General features: G+C 67.5%; 26 protein-coding genes. All 26 read right to left on the bottom strand.

The features are described 5' to 3' along the window. Positions 1-752 precede the first annotated feature (752 nt). The 26 genes from ACPL7H_RS15815 to ACPL7H_RS15690 all read right to left on the bottom strand — a co-directional run bounded on the left by ACPL7H_RS15815 (position 753) and on the right by ACPL7H_RS15690 (position 11944). Positions 753-1508: a hypothetical protein gene (locus tag ACPL7H_RS15815; protein WP_424797759.1), complete on the bottom strand. Its 756-nt coding sequence runs from the start codon at positions 1506-1508 to the stop codon at positions 753-755. 318 nt (positions 1509-1826) lie between these two features. Further along, positions 1827-2039 carry a hypothetical protein gene (locus tag ACPL7H_RS15810; protein WP_424797758.1) on the bottom strand — a complete coding sequence of 71 codons (213 nt, stop codon included), beginning with the start codon at positions 2037-2039 and terminating at the stop codon, positions 1827-1829. A 189-nt stretch (positions 2040-2228) separates the two neighbouring features. Further along, positions 2229-2489: a hypothetical protein gene (locus ACPL7H_RS15805; RefSeq protein ID WP_424797757.1), complete on the bottom strand. Its 261-nt coding sequence runs from the start codon at positions 2487-2489 to the stop codon at positions 2229-2231. 331 nt (positions 2490-2820) lie between these two features. After that, positions 2821-3249, bottom strand: a complete 429-nt coding sequence (locus ACPL7H_RS15800) for a hypothetical protein (protein WP_424797756.1) — start codon at positions 3247-3249, stop codon at positions 2821-2823. A gap of 69 nt (positions 3250-3318) precedes the next feature. Beyond that, positions 3319-3816, bottom strand: a complete 498-nt coding sequence (locus ACPL7H_RS15795; RefSeq protein ID WP_424797755.1) for a hypothetical protein — start codon at positions 3814-3816, stop codon at positions 3319-3321. A 62-nt stretch (positions 3817-3878) separates the two neighbouring features. Continuing rightward, positions 3879-4214 (bottom strand): hypothetical protein, encoded by a 336-nt coding sequence (locus ACPL7H_RS15790; protein WP_424797754.1) that lies wholly within the window; start codon positions 4212-4214, stop codon positions 3879-3881. Positions 4215-4660: 446 nt separating this feature from the next. Beyond that, positions 4661-5047: a hypothetical protein gene (locus tag ACPL7H_RS15785; RefSeq protein WP_424797753.1), complete on the bottom strand. Its 387-nt coding sequence runs from the start codon at positions 5045-5047 to the stop codon at positions 4661-4663. Continuing rightward, positions 5048-5299: a hypothetical protein gene (locus ACPL7H_RS15780; protein WP_424797752.1), complete on the bottom strand. Its 252-nt coding sequence runs from the start codon at positions 5297-5299 to the stop codon at positions 5048-5050. Further along, positions 5296-5475: a hypothetical protein gene (locus tag ACPL7H_RS15775; RefSeq protein ID WP_424797751.1), complete on the bottom strand. Its 180-nt coding sequence runs from the start codon at positions 5473-5475 to the stop codon at positions 5296-5298. The genes ACPL7H_RS15780 and ACPL7H_RS15775 overlap by 4 nt, the downstream gene beginning before the upstream one ends. Beyond that, the gene (locus tag ACPL7H_RS15770; protein WP_424797750.1) at positions 5472-6161 is read right to left on the bottom strand and encodes an HIT family protein; all 690 of its coding nucleotides are present in this window, start codon (positions 6159-6161) and stop codon (positions 5472-5474) included. The genes ACPL7H_RS15775 and ACPL7H_RS15770 overlap by 4 nt, the downstream gene beginning before the upstream one ends. Continuing rightward, a complete protein-coding gene (locus tag ACPL7H_RS15765) occupies positions 6161-6427 on the bottom strand; it encodes a hypothetical protein (RefSeq protein WP_424797749.1) in 267 nt (88 codons plus the stop codon). The genes ACPL7H_RS15770 and ACPL7H_RS15765 overlap by 1 nt, the downstream gene beginning before the upstream one ends. Positions 6428-6430: 3 nt before the next feature. Next, on the bottom strand, positions 6431-6994 hold the full coding sequence (locus ACPL7H_RS15760) for a hypothetical protein (protein ID WP_424797748.1): 564 nt from the start codon (positions 6992-6994) through the stop codon (positions 6431-6433). Next, positions 6979-7317 carry a hypothetical protein gene (locus ACPL7H_RS15755; RefSeq protein ID WP_424797747.1) on the bottom strand — a complete coding sequence of 113 codons (339 nt, stop codon included), beginning with the start codon at positions 7315-7317 and terminating at the stop codon, positions 6979-6981. The genes ACPL7H_RS15760 and ACPL7H_RS15755 overlap by 16 nt, the downstream gene beginning before the upstream one ends. After that, positions 7314-7658, bottom strand: a complete 345-nt coding sequence (locus ACPL7H_RS15750; RefSeq protein ID WP_424797746.1) for a hypothetical protein — start codon at positions 7656-7658, stop codon at positions 7314-7316. Before ACPL7H_RS15750 ends, ACPL7H_RS15755 begins: the two co-directional genes overlap by 4 nt. After that, positions 7655-7840, bottom strand: coding sequence for a hypothetical protein (locus ACPL7H_RS15745; protein ID WP_424797745.1), 186 nt, complete (start codon positions 7838-7840; stop codon positions 7655-7657). The genes ACPL7H_RS15750 and ACPL7H_RS15745 overlap by 4 nt, the downstream gene beginning before the upstream one ends. Then, positions 7837-8163, bottom strand: a complete 327-nt coding sequence (locus tag ACPL7H_RS15740; protein WP_424797744.1) for a hypothetical protein — start codon at positions 8161-8163, stop codon at positions 7837-7839. The genes ACPL7H_RS15745 and ACPL7H_RS15740 overlap by 4 nt, the downstream gene beginning before the upstream one ends. A 211-nt stretch (positions 8164-8374) precedes the next feature. Continuing rightward, positions 8375-8608: a hypothetical protein gene (locus tag ACPL7H_RS15735; protein WP_424797743.1), complete on the bottom strand. Its 234-nt coding sequence runs from the start codon at positions 8606-8608 to the stop codon at positions 8375-8377. Then, entirely contained in the window at positions 8605-8811 is a 207-nt protein-coding gene (locus tag ACPL7H_RS15730; RefSeq protein ID WP_424797742.1) for a hypothetical protein, read from the bottom strand. The genes ACPL7H_RS15735 and ACPL7H_RS15730 overlap by 4 nt, the downstream gene beginning before the upstream one ends. Further along, positions 8804-8977, bottom strand: coding sequence for a hypothetical protein (locus ACPL7H_RS15725; protein ID WP_424797741.1), 174 nt, complete (start codon positions 8975-8977; stop codon positions 8804-8806). Before ACPL7H_RS15725 ends, ACPL7H_RS15730 begins: the two co-directional genes overlap by 8 nt. Further along, the gene (locus ACPL7H_RS15720) at positions 8970-9827 is read right to left on the bottom strand and encodes an AAA family ATPase (protein WP_424797740.1); all 858 of its coding nucleotides are present in this window, start codon (positions 9825-9827) and stop codon (positions 8970-8972) included. The genes ACPL7H_RS15725 and ACPL7H_RS15720 overlap by 8 nt, the downstream gene beginning before the upstream one ends. Further along, on the bottom strand, positions 9824-10660 hold the full coding sequence (locus ACPL7H_RS15715; protein ID WP_424797739.1) for a PD-(D/E)XK nuclease-like domain-containing protein: 837 nt from the start codon (positions 10658-10660) through the stop codon (positions 9824-9826). The genes ACPL7H_RS15720 and ACPL7H_RS15715 overlap by 4 nt, the downstream gene beginning before the upstream one ends. Beyond that, on the bottom strand, positions 10657-10824 hold the full coding sequence (locus ACPL7H_RS15710) for a hypothetical protein (RefSeq protein WP_424797738.1): 168 nt from the start codon (positions 10822-10824) through the stop codon (positions 10657-10659). Before ACPL7H_RS15710 ends, ACPL7H_RS15715 begins: the two co-directional genes overlap by 4 nt. Then, entirely contained in the window at positions 10818-10955 is a 138-nt protein-coding gene (locus tag ACPL7H_RS15705) for a hypothetical protein (protein ID WP_424797737.1), read from the bottom strand. Before ACPL7H_RS15705 ends, ACPL7H_RS15710 begins: the two co-directional genes overlap by 7 nt. A 100-nt stretch (positions 10956-11055) precedes the next feature. Beyond that, entirely contained in the window at positions 11056-11274 is a 219-nt protein-coding gene (locus ACPL7H_RS15700) for a hypothetical protein (protein WP_424797736.1), read from the bottom strand. Continuing rightward, on the bottom strand, positions 11271-11450 hold the full coding sequence (locus tag ACPL7H_RS15695; protein ID WP_424797735.1) for a hypothetical protein: 180 nt from the start codon (positions 11448-11450) through the stop codon (positions 11271-11273). Before ACPL7H_RS15695 ends, ACPL7H_RS15700 begins: the two co-directional genes overlap by 4 nt. Continuing rightward, on the bottom strand, positions 11447-11944 hold the full coding sequence (locus tag ACPL7H_RS15690) for a pentapeptide repeat-containing protein (protein WP_424797734.1): 498 nt from the start codon (positions 11942-11944) through the stop codon (positions 11447-11449). Before ACPL7H_RS15690 ends, ACPL7H_RS15695 begins: the two co-directional genes overlap by 4 nt. Positions 11945-12009: the final 65 nt, after the last annotated feature.

The following is a 12009-nucleotide window of genomic DNA, read 5'->3' as shown; positions in this document are numbered from 1 at the left end:
TCGCTCTTCGTTGTGTCCGAGTTGCCACGCTGTTCCGGTGATTTGTTGTCCGCAGCCGTCTGCGCAATAGATCGTTTCGCCTGCGTCGATGCGGGCTTGCCACCTGGCCCTCTCCCTACGGTGGGGGGCGCCGTACCCCCGTGCGGTGGGGGTGCCCCTGCGGGCCTCGTAGGCGCGGGCGTGGGTGGGGCAGTAGCGGGTGCCTGGTGGTAGTAGGTGGGGGCAGGGGGCGGTGGTGCCGTTGGGGTGGGTGGTGGTTCCGGGGCACCGGTGGCGGGCTGCCATGGGTGTGTTCACCTGCCCTGTGTGCGTGTACTGGGTGTGCGCGTGGCCCCGTGCGGGGGCGTGGCCTACGGGGAGGCTGGTGGCTGGGGATGCCGGTAGCGGGGGCGCCGGTGGCGGGCTACCCCTGGCACAACTAAGGCCCCGCACCTATGGAGGTCGGGGCCTGCGTCCGGGGCCAGAAGCCCCATCACACCGCAACGCTACTCTGCACCCTGGTCATGGTCAACCGCCTCGGGGCTGGGCGTGTCGTCCACCCGGTCGGACCTCCCCCTGCTCGAACAGGAACCGCTCCTGCTCCGACATGGGCACGGACTCGGTGACGACGGCCTTGCAGTGGACGCAGTAGCGCGTCTCGACGGGGCTGCTGATGGTGGCGTCGGTGATCCATTCGTGGTCACGTCGGCCGTTGCTGTCAACGACGGGAGCCTCAGTGCTGGGGCACCAGCCGAAGGGTGAACCGGAGGTCTTTATGTGTTGATCCTTTCATTGCGGCCCGGCGTCTGCTGCGCCAGGTCGAGTGCGGTGGCGAACCGGTACAACCTGGGCGACACCTCGGTCAGCCTGCCGCGCCGCACCCATGAGTTGACGGTCTTGATGCCGCGGGGGATGTCCATGACGGTGAGCGCTGAGACGATCTCGGATTGGGTCATGAGCCTAACTTCGAGCGCCCGTCGCACGAGGTCGCGCTGTGCGATGAGATCCCACGTGTTGCGGCAGGTGTCGCACTTGCCCACAGTCTGCCCGCGCCGGTAGTAGACGCTGCCCTCGCACAGGTCGAGGCGGCAGGGGCCGATGTATGACGGCGGGACGGGCTTCTCCAGGGTGCGCTCAACTTTGTGCCGGTAGTCCTCGGCCCAGTCGATGAAGGCCAGCGCGGTGCGGTCGTCACCGGCGATCCAGTGCCCGTAACGCTGGGCCACGTCGCTGAGCAGCCCTGGCATGGATGAGGTGACCGGGGTCCAGTCGGCTTCGTCCATGAGCACGTGCGCCAGGGCCTCGGCTTCCACGGCGATCTCGTGCATGAGGTCGGACACGGCCAGGTTGATGGGCGGGCGGGACGCTGGTGCCGGTCGCGCGGTGCCCAGGTCCAGCCCTCGCGATGGTCGCAGGCGGGCTCGCAGGTCGGGCCAGCGTGCGGCGATGAACTCCAGGTTCTCTTTGGCGACGATTCCCTCGGCCACGGATACGGCGGAGGTGCGGATGCCCCACTGGTTGCTGCTCACTCGTCCTCCTGGTCGTGTTTGCGTTTGCACATCTCAGCCAGCGACGGCACGACATACCGCTTCCGGCAGGTGGGGCAGGTCCACTGGTCAGTCATCGCGGCCCGCCTCGCTGCTGATGCGGAGCCCGAGTTGGTGCAGTCCGGTAGTGACGTATGGCGCCTGCCCGAGTGGGGGAATCGAACCACATCGGACTCTCGTCATCGTCGGAGCTGATAAGGCCCACGGCGAGTGCCCAGTGGGCGACCATGCCGCCGTCGGGGTCCTCGTCGGCCAGGTGGGCGCGGATGGCGTCATCGAGCGCGGCTCGGGTCTGGTCACTCATCGCTGCGCCTCCGGCAGTGGCCCGAGCAGGTAACTGTGCGCATTGTCCAGTTCGGCGCCCAGATAGGCGTTCTCCTGCTCCAACGCCACGGCGATGTCACGGGCCTGGTCGCGCTGGCCAATAACGGCGGCCACTCGGCGTTCAGCGTCGTCTAGGCGGACCCAGGTGGTTCCGTCCGCCCCGGTAAACCAGTGGTTATTCACTTCCATGGCAACCTCCGCAAGATCGGCCCGACAAGCGTCCAGGCGAAGTGGAGCGCCAGCGGGTGCAGTGCCCGATGTAAGTCAAGGAACGCGCCGACTATGGTCGGTTCCATCGGCCCCTGCCATGCGCAGGTTGCGCACTTGTTGCTCACGTCCATCTCGGCTCCTGTCTCGGTTCGGCTCGGGTTTGGTCGCTCACCTGGCCTCCTGGTGCTGTAGCAGGTGTGCGTGGACGTCCGTGGGGTCGAGTCTGGCCACCACCACGCGCTCGGTGACGATGGCGATGGGGACGGTCTGCCGGCAGTCGGGGCAGGTCCACTCGGCGTGCGCGGTGGGTGGGGTGTCGTCGGGGCTGGGGTCAGGGTTGCGGCGGCCGTGGGTGTGCCCGAGTAGGTAGGCGGCGCAGGAGACGTAGGCGACGATGGCGAGGGCGGTCAAGGTCAGGATGGCGCTCACCACCCCACCTCCCTCATCGGTTCCGCAACCGGCGTGGGCATCGGGCCGAGGTCGGTGGTGCGGAACTTGACCTTGTGCGTGTCGGTGAGCGACTGCCGCAGCGCGTAGTCCATTGCGTGTCTCCAGGTTTCTTTCTGTGCCACGTGGATCGCGTGGAGCGCCTCTGCGACCCATACCCAGCCGGGGTCTGGGTCTGCCGGCTTGCGTGACACTCGCCATTTGCGCTCTAACGGCCCAGAATCACACGGGTGTAACTCAGTGGCGGGTTGGGGGTCCCGAGCCGCTCCTGGCCCGGTTTCTGTCGTCCTGGCGTGGTGTTTGGTCGTGTCGGTCATCGCCCGATCCCTTCTCGATGCAGCATGTCGAGGTCCATCTGCGTGATGCGCCCGGTGGCGGCGATGCGGCACATGACCTCGAACAGGGTGTCGTTCACCCCGAAGGTCTCCAACTGGGCTGCCTGGCGGAGCCGCTTGGCGGTGATGTCGTCGGGTGCGCCGAGGGCTCGGAGGCGGTTGAGTTCGGCGCGGGTTGCGGTCCAGCCGTTGAGCCAGTCGCGGTAGGGCTGTAGGCGCTGGGTCACGCTTCCCTCCAGGTGGTCTCGGTTGCCGGTGTGGTCCATCGGGCAGGTGCGCCGGTCCGGGTGGCAGTCCGGGCAGTGCGGCAGCAGGCACACCTCGCACGACTGGCACCCCTCGTGACCTTCGTTGCGGGCGAGGGCCTCTCGTCTGCGGCGGGCCTTACGGCGGGTCTTGGCGCTCATCAGAACCTCACTTCCTGGTCAGTCAGCACCAGCCGGATGGTGTGGTGCCCTCTCGGTGTCTTGCCGGTCTCACGCCGCCTCCTTCGGGTCGGTGCCGTGCGTGTCGGCGGCGTACACGGCGAGGGCGTAAGCGGCCCACACATCGGCGCGGAAGCCGTAGAACCAGCCGGGGTGGCGCTTGGTGCCTTTGCCGTGGTTGGGGGCGCCTGGGGCGAATCTGTCGACGAGGGCTTGGCGGATGTTGGAGTCTTTGGCGCGGGCGGTGTGGCAGTGGTGGAGTTTGACCGGGTGGCGCTTGATGAGGGCGGCGTGAACGTCCCATTGGCGGATCATCTGGTGGAAGCGGCCGATCCACACGCAGGTCTCGAAAACGTCTGCGCCGACGGCCATGCCGTAAGAGGCGACCATCTCGATGACGGCTTGGTCGAAGTTGAGTGCCCCGAGGCCGATCTCGGCCAGGAGGTCGGGGTTGGTGCTCTTGTCGAATTCCAAGGGCCGGCGGGTGGTGGTGTCGATGACGACCCATCCGGATTCGGTATTGCCGGGATCAATCGCTAGCAGTCTCACTGTGGACACCTCCTTGGTGCTGGCAGCCGTCACAGCCGTGGAATGGGCAGAGGTTGCAGTGGTCAGCCATTGCGCACCTCCTCGAACGTGGCGCCGTCGAGGATGGCTTGCAGTTCCTCACGGACGTAGCGGTAGTCCCAGTTCTCGACCATCAGCCCCACCTGCTCGATAACGCGGTGGACGGTCTCGGTCTCGGCTCGCAGCTCGGCGTAGTCGGCTGCGAACCGCAATCGCTCGGCCCGCAGTTCGGCGCTCTCCTGCTCCAGCGCCACGGCGATGTTGCGGGCACGGTCGCGGTCGGCCAGCGCACCCTGGTAGGCGCTCCAAGTGTCGTCCTCGCAGGCTGTGATCCAATCCAGCGGCGGGGTCTGGCCAGTCGGCGGGTACAGGTCAGTCATGGTGGTCTCCTGCGGCTCTGGTGGGTGCGTCGGTGTAGTCGGCGGGTAGTCCGCGTGGTGCGTCTTGGTGGGTGGTGCCGGGTGGCCATGCTCGAGTGGCGAGATATTCGGCGCGACAGTTAGGGCATGTTCTGGCGCTTGCGTATTCGTGTCCGTAAACGCCGCATCGGGATTCTTTGGGCATTGTCTAAACCTCATTATCTGGGAATTGTTGTTCTCCTGCGCGTTACGTAAGGCAAGATGATCTACCCATGTCTCCCACCTCTTCGTTAGTCCGTCCGTCCGTACGTACGTAGGAGTCGCACCTGGGAGTCCCACCTGGGAGAACCGTTGCAATGGCGCGGATTGTGGGAGCCGGTGTGGGAGCCTGGTTTGGGAGGGTTGCGGGAGGCGCCTGGGAGCGTTCTGGGAGGATTGTGGGAGAGTCTGGGAGGCGGTCGGGAGGGTCACGCGATCCTCGCTTTCCAGCATCCACAGTCCGCTCCGTGGTGCCTTACGCAATTCCCTTTTGCGCTAGCCCGCTTTTTGTCTTGATGAATCTGCGTGGCCACTGCTGACACTTGTTGCCGGTCTGCGAAATTGCGCACCGTCCACCCTTTCGGGTTAGGGTCCACTAATCCCGCGTCCACCATTGTTTCCATATCCCGCTTACTCGCGTGGACGAACGGCAGTGCAGCGAACGGAATGTGCCCGTCCGTGCCATTGCCGACGCTGTAGGCGATGCAGCAAATGTAGGAGAAGGCGATAGCGCGCCCGTCCTCATACCCCAGCAGGTCGAGGATCTTGTCGTGAGAGGCGATATTGGTGTCGAGCCGCGCCCACTGGAGGGCCATTTACGCCACCGCCTTCGCCCTCGGCGGGGCCGGCGTGGCGAGCGCTGTGACAAGGCGGTTGAGGTAGAACGCGGCGCGGTCGTTTTGGTCGCCGAGTTGCAGCCAGGCCCATTGTTTGCCGGTGGCGATTTCGGCTATGTCGGTGGCGATCTTGGCGGCGTTTTCGTGGTCTACGACCTGGGCGCCGGTGCTGTAGTGGTAGGCCACCAGATCGCCGTCTGGTCGTCGGTAGAGCGTGACTCGGGATGTCATTGCCGCCTCCATTCGGGGTCGTCTGCGCGGATGAGTTGTGAGGGCCGGTACCACTGCCCGGCGACTTTCAGCAGCCGCACGTAGGGCGAGTTCTGCACGGCTTCGACGGTGCCGACTTGGCCGGTGTGGCGGATGATGACGGTGGTTTTGTGGTGTATGCGGTCGTGGTGTTTCATGCCTGCCCCCCGCCGTGGTGGAGCCGGGCGAGCGCGGCGAGGGCCAGCGCGTCCTCGTCGGTCGCGGTGGTCGCCTCGGCGCGGGCAGCGGCCTGTTGGGGCGTCCACGGCAGTGGCAGCCCATCATCGGCGCGCCGTGGCACGTAGTGGACGTGGACGTGCTCGACGGTCTGTGTCGCGGCTGGGCCGGACGAGGTGATGAGGTTGAAGTCCTCGCCGCGATCCTCAGCGTGCCGCACTGCCGAACGCATCGCTTCGGCAACCGCGTCAGCGTCCGGGTGCTTGGTGTGCCACTGTGGCACGAACAGCATGTGGCCCGGCGTGACGGGATTGAGCGGCTCGAAGTGGACGACAGTGGGGGCGCCACAGTCGTCGCGGTGGTCGCCTCGCTGGATGCGGTCGCAGAACGGACACTCGGTGAGGGCGTCGTCGGTGACGGACGGGCGGGACGACTCACCGGGCACGTACAGCACCGTGACCGGCAGCAGCGGCTCTACGCGCTGGACCGCGGCGGGCAGGTACCAGGCACCCGTGTGGACGCTGCGCTGCATGACCGCGATACCGGGAGGGTCCACATCGCTGTCGTGCAGGACAACGCTTCCGACCGGTAGCGCGTCGATCTGCTCGGCGGTGGTCAGGGTGTCCCCCACTTGCGGGGTGACGGACGGGCGGTCAGCGGCGGTCATCAGTCCTCCTCCCACGTGCGCGTCCAGCCGGGGAACAGGTCTGTGCAGTCCCTGGTCTCTCCGTGCACTTCGACGTGCGGGCCGTAGTAGGAGAGGCCGTCTGGGGCCATGACGACCCAGAAGAATTCGTGACGGCGGCGGTGGTGGAAGCACCAGCGGTCGCCCATGGACTCCCGGGAGTGCTCCTTCATGCGGGTGCCCGACATGGCGAACCCGTCGCCACTCGTGCACCAGTCGGCCCACCGCTCGGTGGTCTCAGCGGTCATTGGTCAGTTCTCCTTGGTGGTGTCGGTGGGGGCCGCCGAGAGGACGGCACGGACTTCGCCGGTGAGGACCTTCGTGTTGCCGCGCAGGGGCAGGCCCCACTCCTCCGACCGGCGGCGGTCGGTCTCATCGAGGAAGGCTTCGACGGCGGTGAGGCGGGCGGCGAGGGCGTCGCGCTGGTGCCGGTACTCCACGCCTCGCGCGGCGAGCCGGTCGGCTGTGTCGTTGGGGTCGATGCCGAGCAGATCCTCCAGGTGGTCCGGCTCCCGGTACGGCTCGTCGGACGCCTCGGCAATGATCTGTGCGACGTCGGCCCGCAGTGAGTCAACCAGCGACTTATGTTCGGCTTCAACGGCGGTGAGGCGGGCGTGGTACCGGTTGGCCTTCTCCCGCCAAGTCTCGGCGCGCTCATCCTGCTCTTGGAGCGCCCAGAGGTTGGTACGGAGCCGCTCGATCTCGCTAATGGCCTTCTGTAGGTCGTCGTTGGCTTGGTGCCAGCGGGCCTTCCAGTGGCGCTCGGCGGATGCGTAGCCGTCTTTGAAGCGGTCGCCGGTCACTGGTCGGTCCATTCGTCCATGTGGGCGAAGATGCGGGCGAGGGCGAGCATTTTGCGGCCAGGGCGGTCATACGTGGCGGAGTGCTCCCAGTGGCGCCCCGTGGTGCCCCATGCGACGTGGCGGCGGGTGATGGTGGGCTTGCCGTCGCGGGCGGTAAATGCCTCCAGGTCAGCCACGCTGCGCAGGGTGACGGTGGCGATGGGGTCGGGGTCGGCGTGGTGGCCTTTGATGTGCACTTCCAGGGGGTCGAGTTCGGCGGCGTCGAGGATGGTCTGCACCTCGGCCTGGGCTCGGGCGGTGGTGCGGTCGCCGGTGAATAAGTCGGGGGCGGTCACGTCGTTGTTCCTTCCTTGATGGCCTCGACGTCGAGGCCAAGTTCGCGGCCCCTGTCCATGGCGAGGGCTAGGGCTTGGGTGTCGCCGTTGCGTGCTTGGTAGGTGATGTGGCTGGTGACGAGGGTCTGGGCGAGGCACTTGTCGCCGTAGATGGGGTGCTCGCCCTGGGGGAAGCCGCCGATGCGCAGGCTGATGGGGTCGTAGCCGTGGTTGATGCTCAGCAGGTACCCGTTGGGCTCGGTCGTCCCGCACGAAGGGCACTCGGCGGGCTGTCGTTGGGTCTTGCGTTCTTGCTCGCGGCGGTCGTATTCGCCGAAGAGGTCGGGCTGCACCGCGCTCATGCCGGTACGCTCGCGATCCACACGAGTGCGTAGATGACGGCGACCCAGGCCAGGACACCGAGCGAGCCGGCGAGTAGGTGGCCGAGTGCGCGGGCGGGGTTGGAGTCGCGACGGTCGAGGGGGCGGGCGGCCTTGTTGCCGAAGTAGGGGGCGGGGCGGCGGGAGTGGAGACGGTGGCTCATGAGTCGGCCCCCGCTTCCAGTTCGACCGGCGTGCAGCCGCGCCAGTGCCAAGTGTTGTCGTGCCCTTCGGGTAGTGCGCAGGGTTGGCAGCGGAAGCCCTTGCCTTCCCGGAGCGCGCCCGGTCGGTGCCAGGTGTTGTCGCACGGCGAGCCACACGGCTCCTTGTCCGGATCCAGGTAGGCGGCTTGGAGGTCGGGCCATGCGAAACTCAGGCCGCAGCCGTAGCAAGCCGCGTGGTCGGCGTCGGTATCCGTCTCACTGCCGCACGATCCACAGGCGGGCGCCTGGTGCTCGGCGTCGGGAAGTCTGTCCTGGGCGCTCATCGGGCCGGGGTTGGAACCGCGGCGGTCGATGGGCCTCATTGGTCGGTCCACTCTTGGCGCCCGGTCAATTCTTGGTACCCGCTGCAGTCGCACCACTTGGTGATCGTGTTGATGCCCATGAAGGTCTGGCCGCGCGTCTGCCAGGTGTGCCGACATTCGCGGGTGCGGTGACGTGACTTCGGGTGCCCGCAATTCGTGCACGGTTTGCCCCTCATCGCCCCGCCTCCTCGATCAGGTGGTCGGTGACCGAGACGACCCGGAACACGTGGTGGGAGTGAGGGCCGGGGTCTCCACCGAGTGCCGCGTTGGCCTTACTGATCGCCTGTTGCTTGGTCGCGGCCACCACGGTGATCGGCCTTGCCCGGTCCCACCGGGTGTGGAAGTACGGATCGTCGCGGCGGGCGACGTACTTCATCTCAAACCGAAACAGGGGCTCAGCGCTCATCGCAGTGCCTCCTCGATCCGGTCCTGTGCCCACGCCAGCGCCACCAGGCCGGTGCCGGACGGGTCCTGCCCCACCTCGGCCTCGGACTCAGCGCGCAGGTCGGCTTCGGCGTCGATGAGGCGGTGGGAGGGGGTGCCCGGGGTTGGTGGGGTGAGCCAGCCGGTGTCCAGGTAGCCGGTGGTCGGGTCGGTCGGGTCAGGCATCGTCGCCCCCGATCACGGCTAGGTGCGCCGTCGTGCGATCCGCCTCGGGGTCATAGGATGCGGACTCCACCTTGTGGAACTCGCCCTTGAGGTTCGGACCCATCGGCCCGCTGCTGGCCAGCGACTCACGCACATCGCCGGGGTAGTTGATCTTGATGTCAGGCATTGGTTGGCTCCTCAGTTCCCGCCCACTCATAGGCGGCGTCGTTCAGGGTTGGCTCAGGGGGCAGTTCATCCGGGCGCACCGCATCCGGTGCCGGCTGGTGCGCGTCGGGGTCTTCCTTGCGCGGGATGTAGACCCGCTCAGCGCCGTCGATGTTCAGCGACCGGAAGAACTTGTCCAGGTCGAAGTTCGCCGGGTCTTTGGGGGCGAACCCGTGGGCGGGTACGTCGAATGCAACGGTGCGCACCCCGTTGATGAACGGCTCCCGAGGCTGCTTCCAGGTGATGATCGCGTCCACCTCGTAGGCGAGGTTCTTCTCTGCATCGACCTTCCACTCCTTCTCGGCGGTCGGCTTGCCGTTGCGCATCACCGTGACCTCGTTGTACCGGGCGGTGAAGATCGACGGGCCGGCGTTGCGGCGGGCTGCGTCGATGACCTTGCGCCAGCGCTTCTTAGCCGAGTTCCACTGGTCGATGGTGATGGTGTCCTTGCCGCGCTTGCGGCTGATGGACTCCTGCTCATCGGCCAACAGGCCCCACAGCTCGGTCATGGAGTCCAGGACCAGGGCGTGCGGCTTGCCGTTCGGGCGGGGCTGGTCCACGGCCCACTCGACGGCGGCGAGGATGTCTGCCCACGATCCGTCGTGCTCCACGATCTCGTAGCGGGCGCCGGGGATCGCTCCATACTGGTCCGCTGACCCTTCACCGATCTCGATGAAGAATGTCCGGTCGATCAGGTCGGAGGCCGAGAATGCGGAGGCGGTGTAGGACTTGCCGCACTTCTCTCGTCCGGCCAGCAGCACCAGCGGCCAAGATGCCTTGCCGGTGGGCTTGCGGGTGCGTCGGGTGCTCATGCTGTGATGTCCTCTAGGTAGTCGATGCCGGGCAGGTAGAAGCCGGGCGGGGCGAGCGCGTGGGTGCCTGGTGGGTAGGCGTGCCAGTTGCCGGTTCGCAGGGCCTCGGCGTGCCGGGCGAGGATCAGGTCCAACTTCCGGTTGCCACCCTCGATCCAGTCCTCGTGCGCGATCTGCACCACAAGGACGCCGTAGGGCGGCTCGACCTCCACCCAGATCTGAACCATCGGCCCGGTGCGGTCGCCTCGGGCCAGTTCGATCAGGCGCCGGTACATGGCGGCCTGTAGGTCGTAGTGCAGGTTGGAGATTGTGCGGCGCACCGCTTCGGGGGATGCGTCGGCGGTGCTCTTGATGTCCACGGGGAACGTGCGGGCGCCCTTGACCTTGTGCGGCAGGTAATCGACCTTCCCGCGGATCTCCACACCAGTGGCCGGGTCTGTGGCGAACAGGGGCACCTCGGCCTCACCGGGTAGGTCCAGATATCGGCGGGCGTCAGCGTTGCCCAGCACCTCGGCTGCGGCGGCGTGGGCCTGCATGATCTGCCCGGCCTTAAGTGGGATATTCCCGGCCTCGCGCTGCTCAGCAACGAACGCCTTAGCCTCGGCGGTGGACAGCGCCCCGTTCTTCGAGAGGATGTCGGCGGGGATTTCCACCATCTGCCCACCCTTGCCCAGGATCACTTTGTGGATCGCGTGACCCATGTCAAACGCGGGCTTGTCCACCCGGTGCGACAGTGCGCGCTTGTAGTGGGCGGGGGAGCGTAGGTACTCCTTGCCGGTGGAGTAGGACAGTGCCGGGTGTGCGTGGTACTCGGCGTCCGACAGCGCACTCACAGCGCCCCCTCCGCCCGCGCCTTGCGCGCCAGGTCCCCAGCCGCCGCGTCGTCGGCCTCGCGTTCGGCGTCAGCCCATGCCTGCGCGTCGATGTCTTCGGCGCCGACCTGGCCGCACTGGATGGCCTCTATCTGCGAGTCGCTGAGGTGTCGGTGCATCACCACGAGTCCGCTCCTTCCTTGCGCTCGGCCCTGCGTCGGTCGCCCTCGTCGCGGAGGTAGTCGGTGCGCATGGCGTCCAGGTCGATATAGCCGTCGTCGTCGGTGTAGTCGTCGGGGTCGAGGTGGGGTCTCATCGCCACCACCCCCGCCCCAGCAGGCACGTGATGCACTCGGCTACCCCGGTCACGTCGTCCACGTCGTGCTTGCTGACCGGGGCGTCGCAGCGGTGGCACGTCATCGCCCCGCCCTCTCGTCGCGCTCCTGCACAGCGGTGGCCCAGTCCTGGAACAGGTCGTAGGCCAGCCCGTCCTCGTCATGCTCGAGCAGGAAGCCGATGGTCTGAAGCGCCATCGTCACGGTGGGCTGGTCGGTCGGGTCGGGCACGGTGCGCAGCGCTCGTGCGGCGCGGTTGTAGGTGCACTCCACTGATGGGTTGTCGTCGGTGGTGCTCATTGGTCGATCCCTCCCGGCCCCACGAGTGCGAGGCGCTTATCCCGGCTGCGGATGAACGCGTTCAGCCGGTCACGCTGCTGGTCGTATGCGGACTCGGCGGGGGTGGCCGCGAGTTGGGCCATGGCGCGCTCCTTCTCGGCCTGCCACATGGCGCGGGTGGCGTCCCAGGTGCTCATCGATCGCCCCCCTCTTCGCGAGCCCAGTGCGCCACGGCCGCCAGGTCGGCCGCGTGTGCGGCAGCGTGCGCGTCGCACACGTCTGCCAGCGCGGCCAGCAGCGGGCGACGGCGGGCGACCTCCTCACCCCGGGCTTCCGGCCAGTCGTCATCGGAGGCGATCAGCGTCCGCAGGTCCTGCACGGTCCCGGTCCAACAGCCGATGGTCAGGCGCCACCCATGGCAGGTGGGCACCAGTGTCGCCTGGTAGGGGTGTAGGCCGGTGATTTGCAGAATGCCCCCGACCGCGTCCCGCAGGTCCGCGCCCCGCAGGTTCGCGCCCCGCAGGTTCGCGCCCCGCAGGTCCGCGCCCCGCAGGTTCGCGCCCCGCAGGTTCGCGTCCCGCAGGTCCGCGCCCCGCAGGTTCGCGCCCCGCAGGTCCGCGCCTGGTGCGGATGGCCGGACGCCTCGGGTGCGTGCTGTGCGCAGGGTGTCTGCGATGGTGGTGGTGCTCATCGCCACCACCCCCGCCCCAGCAGGCACGTGATGCACTCGGCCACTCCGGTCCGGTCGTCCACGTC

It is taken from the genome of Pseudactinotalea sp. Z1732, assembly GCF_049724975.1.
GTDB lineage: Bacteria > Actinomycetota > Actinomycetes > Actinomycetales > Beutenbergiaceae > CALKWS01.
This window is presented reverse-complemented; position numbering and strand designations above follow the sequence as displayed.

Coding starts and splice junctions, on each gene's coding strand:
- ACPL7H_RS15785 (WP_424797753.1), bottom strand. CDS start 5,047: ATGGCCCTCCAGTGGGCGCGGCTCGACACCAATATCGCCTCTCACGAC.
- ACPL7H_RS15790 (WP_424797754.1), bottom strand. CDS start 4,214: ATGACTGACCTGTACCCGCCGACTGGCCAGACCCCGCCGCTGGATTGG.
- ACPL7H_RS15705 (WP_424797737.1), bottom strand. CDS start 10,955: ATGAGACCCCACCTCGACCCCGACGACTACACCGACGACGACGGCTAT.
- ACPL7H_RS15760 (WP_424797748.1), bottom strand. CDS start 6,994: ATGGACCGACCAGTGACCGGCGACCGCTTCAAAGACGGCTACGCATCC.
- ACPL7H_RS15775 (WP_424797751.1), bottom strand. CDS start 5,475: ATGAAACACCACGACCGCATACACCACAAAACCACCGTCATCATCCGC.
- ACPL7H_RS15720 (WP_424797740.1), bottom strand. CDS start 9,827: ATGAGCACCCGACGCACCCGCAAGCCCACCGGCAAGGCATCTTGGCCG.
- ACPL7H_RS15700 (WP_424797736.1), bottom strand. CDS start 11,274: ATGAGCACCACCGACGACAACCCATCAGTGGAGTGCACCTACAACCGC.
- ACPL7H_RS15740 (WP_424797744.1), bottom strand. CDS start 8,163: ATGAGCGCCCAGGACAGACTTCCCGACGCCGAGCACCAGGCGCCCGCC.
- ACPL7H_RS15750 (WP_424797746.1), bottom strand. CDS start 7,658: ATGAGCGCGGTGCAGCCCGACCTCTTCGGCGAATACGACCGCCGCGAG.
- ACPL7H_RS15735 (WP_424797743.1), bottom strand. CDS start 8,608: ATGAGCGCTGAGCCCCTGTTTCGGTTTGAGATGAAGTACGTCGCCCGC.
- ACPL7H_RS15725 (WP_424797741.1), bottom strand. CDS start 8,977: ATGCCTGACATCAAGATCAACTACCCCGGCGATGTGCGTGAGTCGCTG.
- ACPL7H_RS15770 (WP_424797750.1), bottom strand. CDS start 6,161: ATGACCGCCGCTGACCGCCCGTCCGTCACCCCGCAAGTGGGGGACACC.
- ACPL7H_RS15690 (WP_424797734.1), bottom strand. CDS start 11,944: ATGAGCACCACCACCATCGCAGACACCCTGCGCACAGCACGCACCCGA.
- ACPL7H_RS15695 (WP_424797735.1), bottom strand. CDS start 11,450: ATGAGCACCTGGGACGCCACCCGCGCCATGTGGCAGGCCGAGAAGGAG.
- ACPL7H_RS15810 (WP_424797758.1), bottom strand. CDS start 2,039: ATGGAAGTGAATAACCACTGGTTTACCGGGGCGGACGGAACCACCTGG.
- ACPL7H_RS15800 (WP_424797756.1), bottom strand. CDS start 3,249: ATGAGCGCCAAGACCCGCCGTAAGGCCCGCCGCAGACGAGAGGCCCTC.
- ACPL7H_RS15730 (WP_424797742.1), bottom strand. CDS start 8,811: ATGCCTGACCCGACCGACCCGACCACCGGCTACCTGGACACCGGCTGG.
- ACPL7H_RS15780 (WP_424797752.1), bottom strand. CDS start 5,299: ATGACATCCCGAGTCACGCTCTACCGACGACCAGACGGCGATCTGGTG.
- ACPL7H_RS15765 (WP_424797749.1), bottom strand. CDS start 6,427: ATGACCGCTGAGACCACCGAGCGGTGGGCCGACTGGTGCACGAGTGGC.
- ACPL7H_RS15745 (WP_424797745.1), bottom strand. CDS start 7,840: ATGAGCCACCGTCTCCACTCCCGCCGCCCCGCCCCCTACTTCGGCAAC.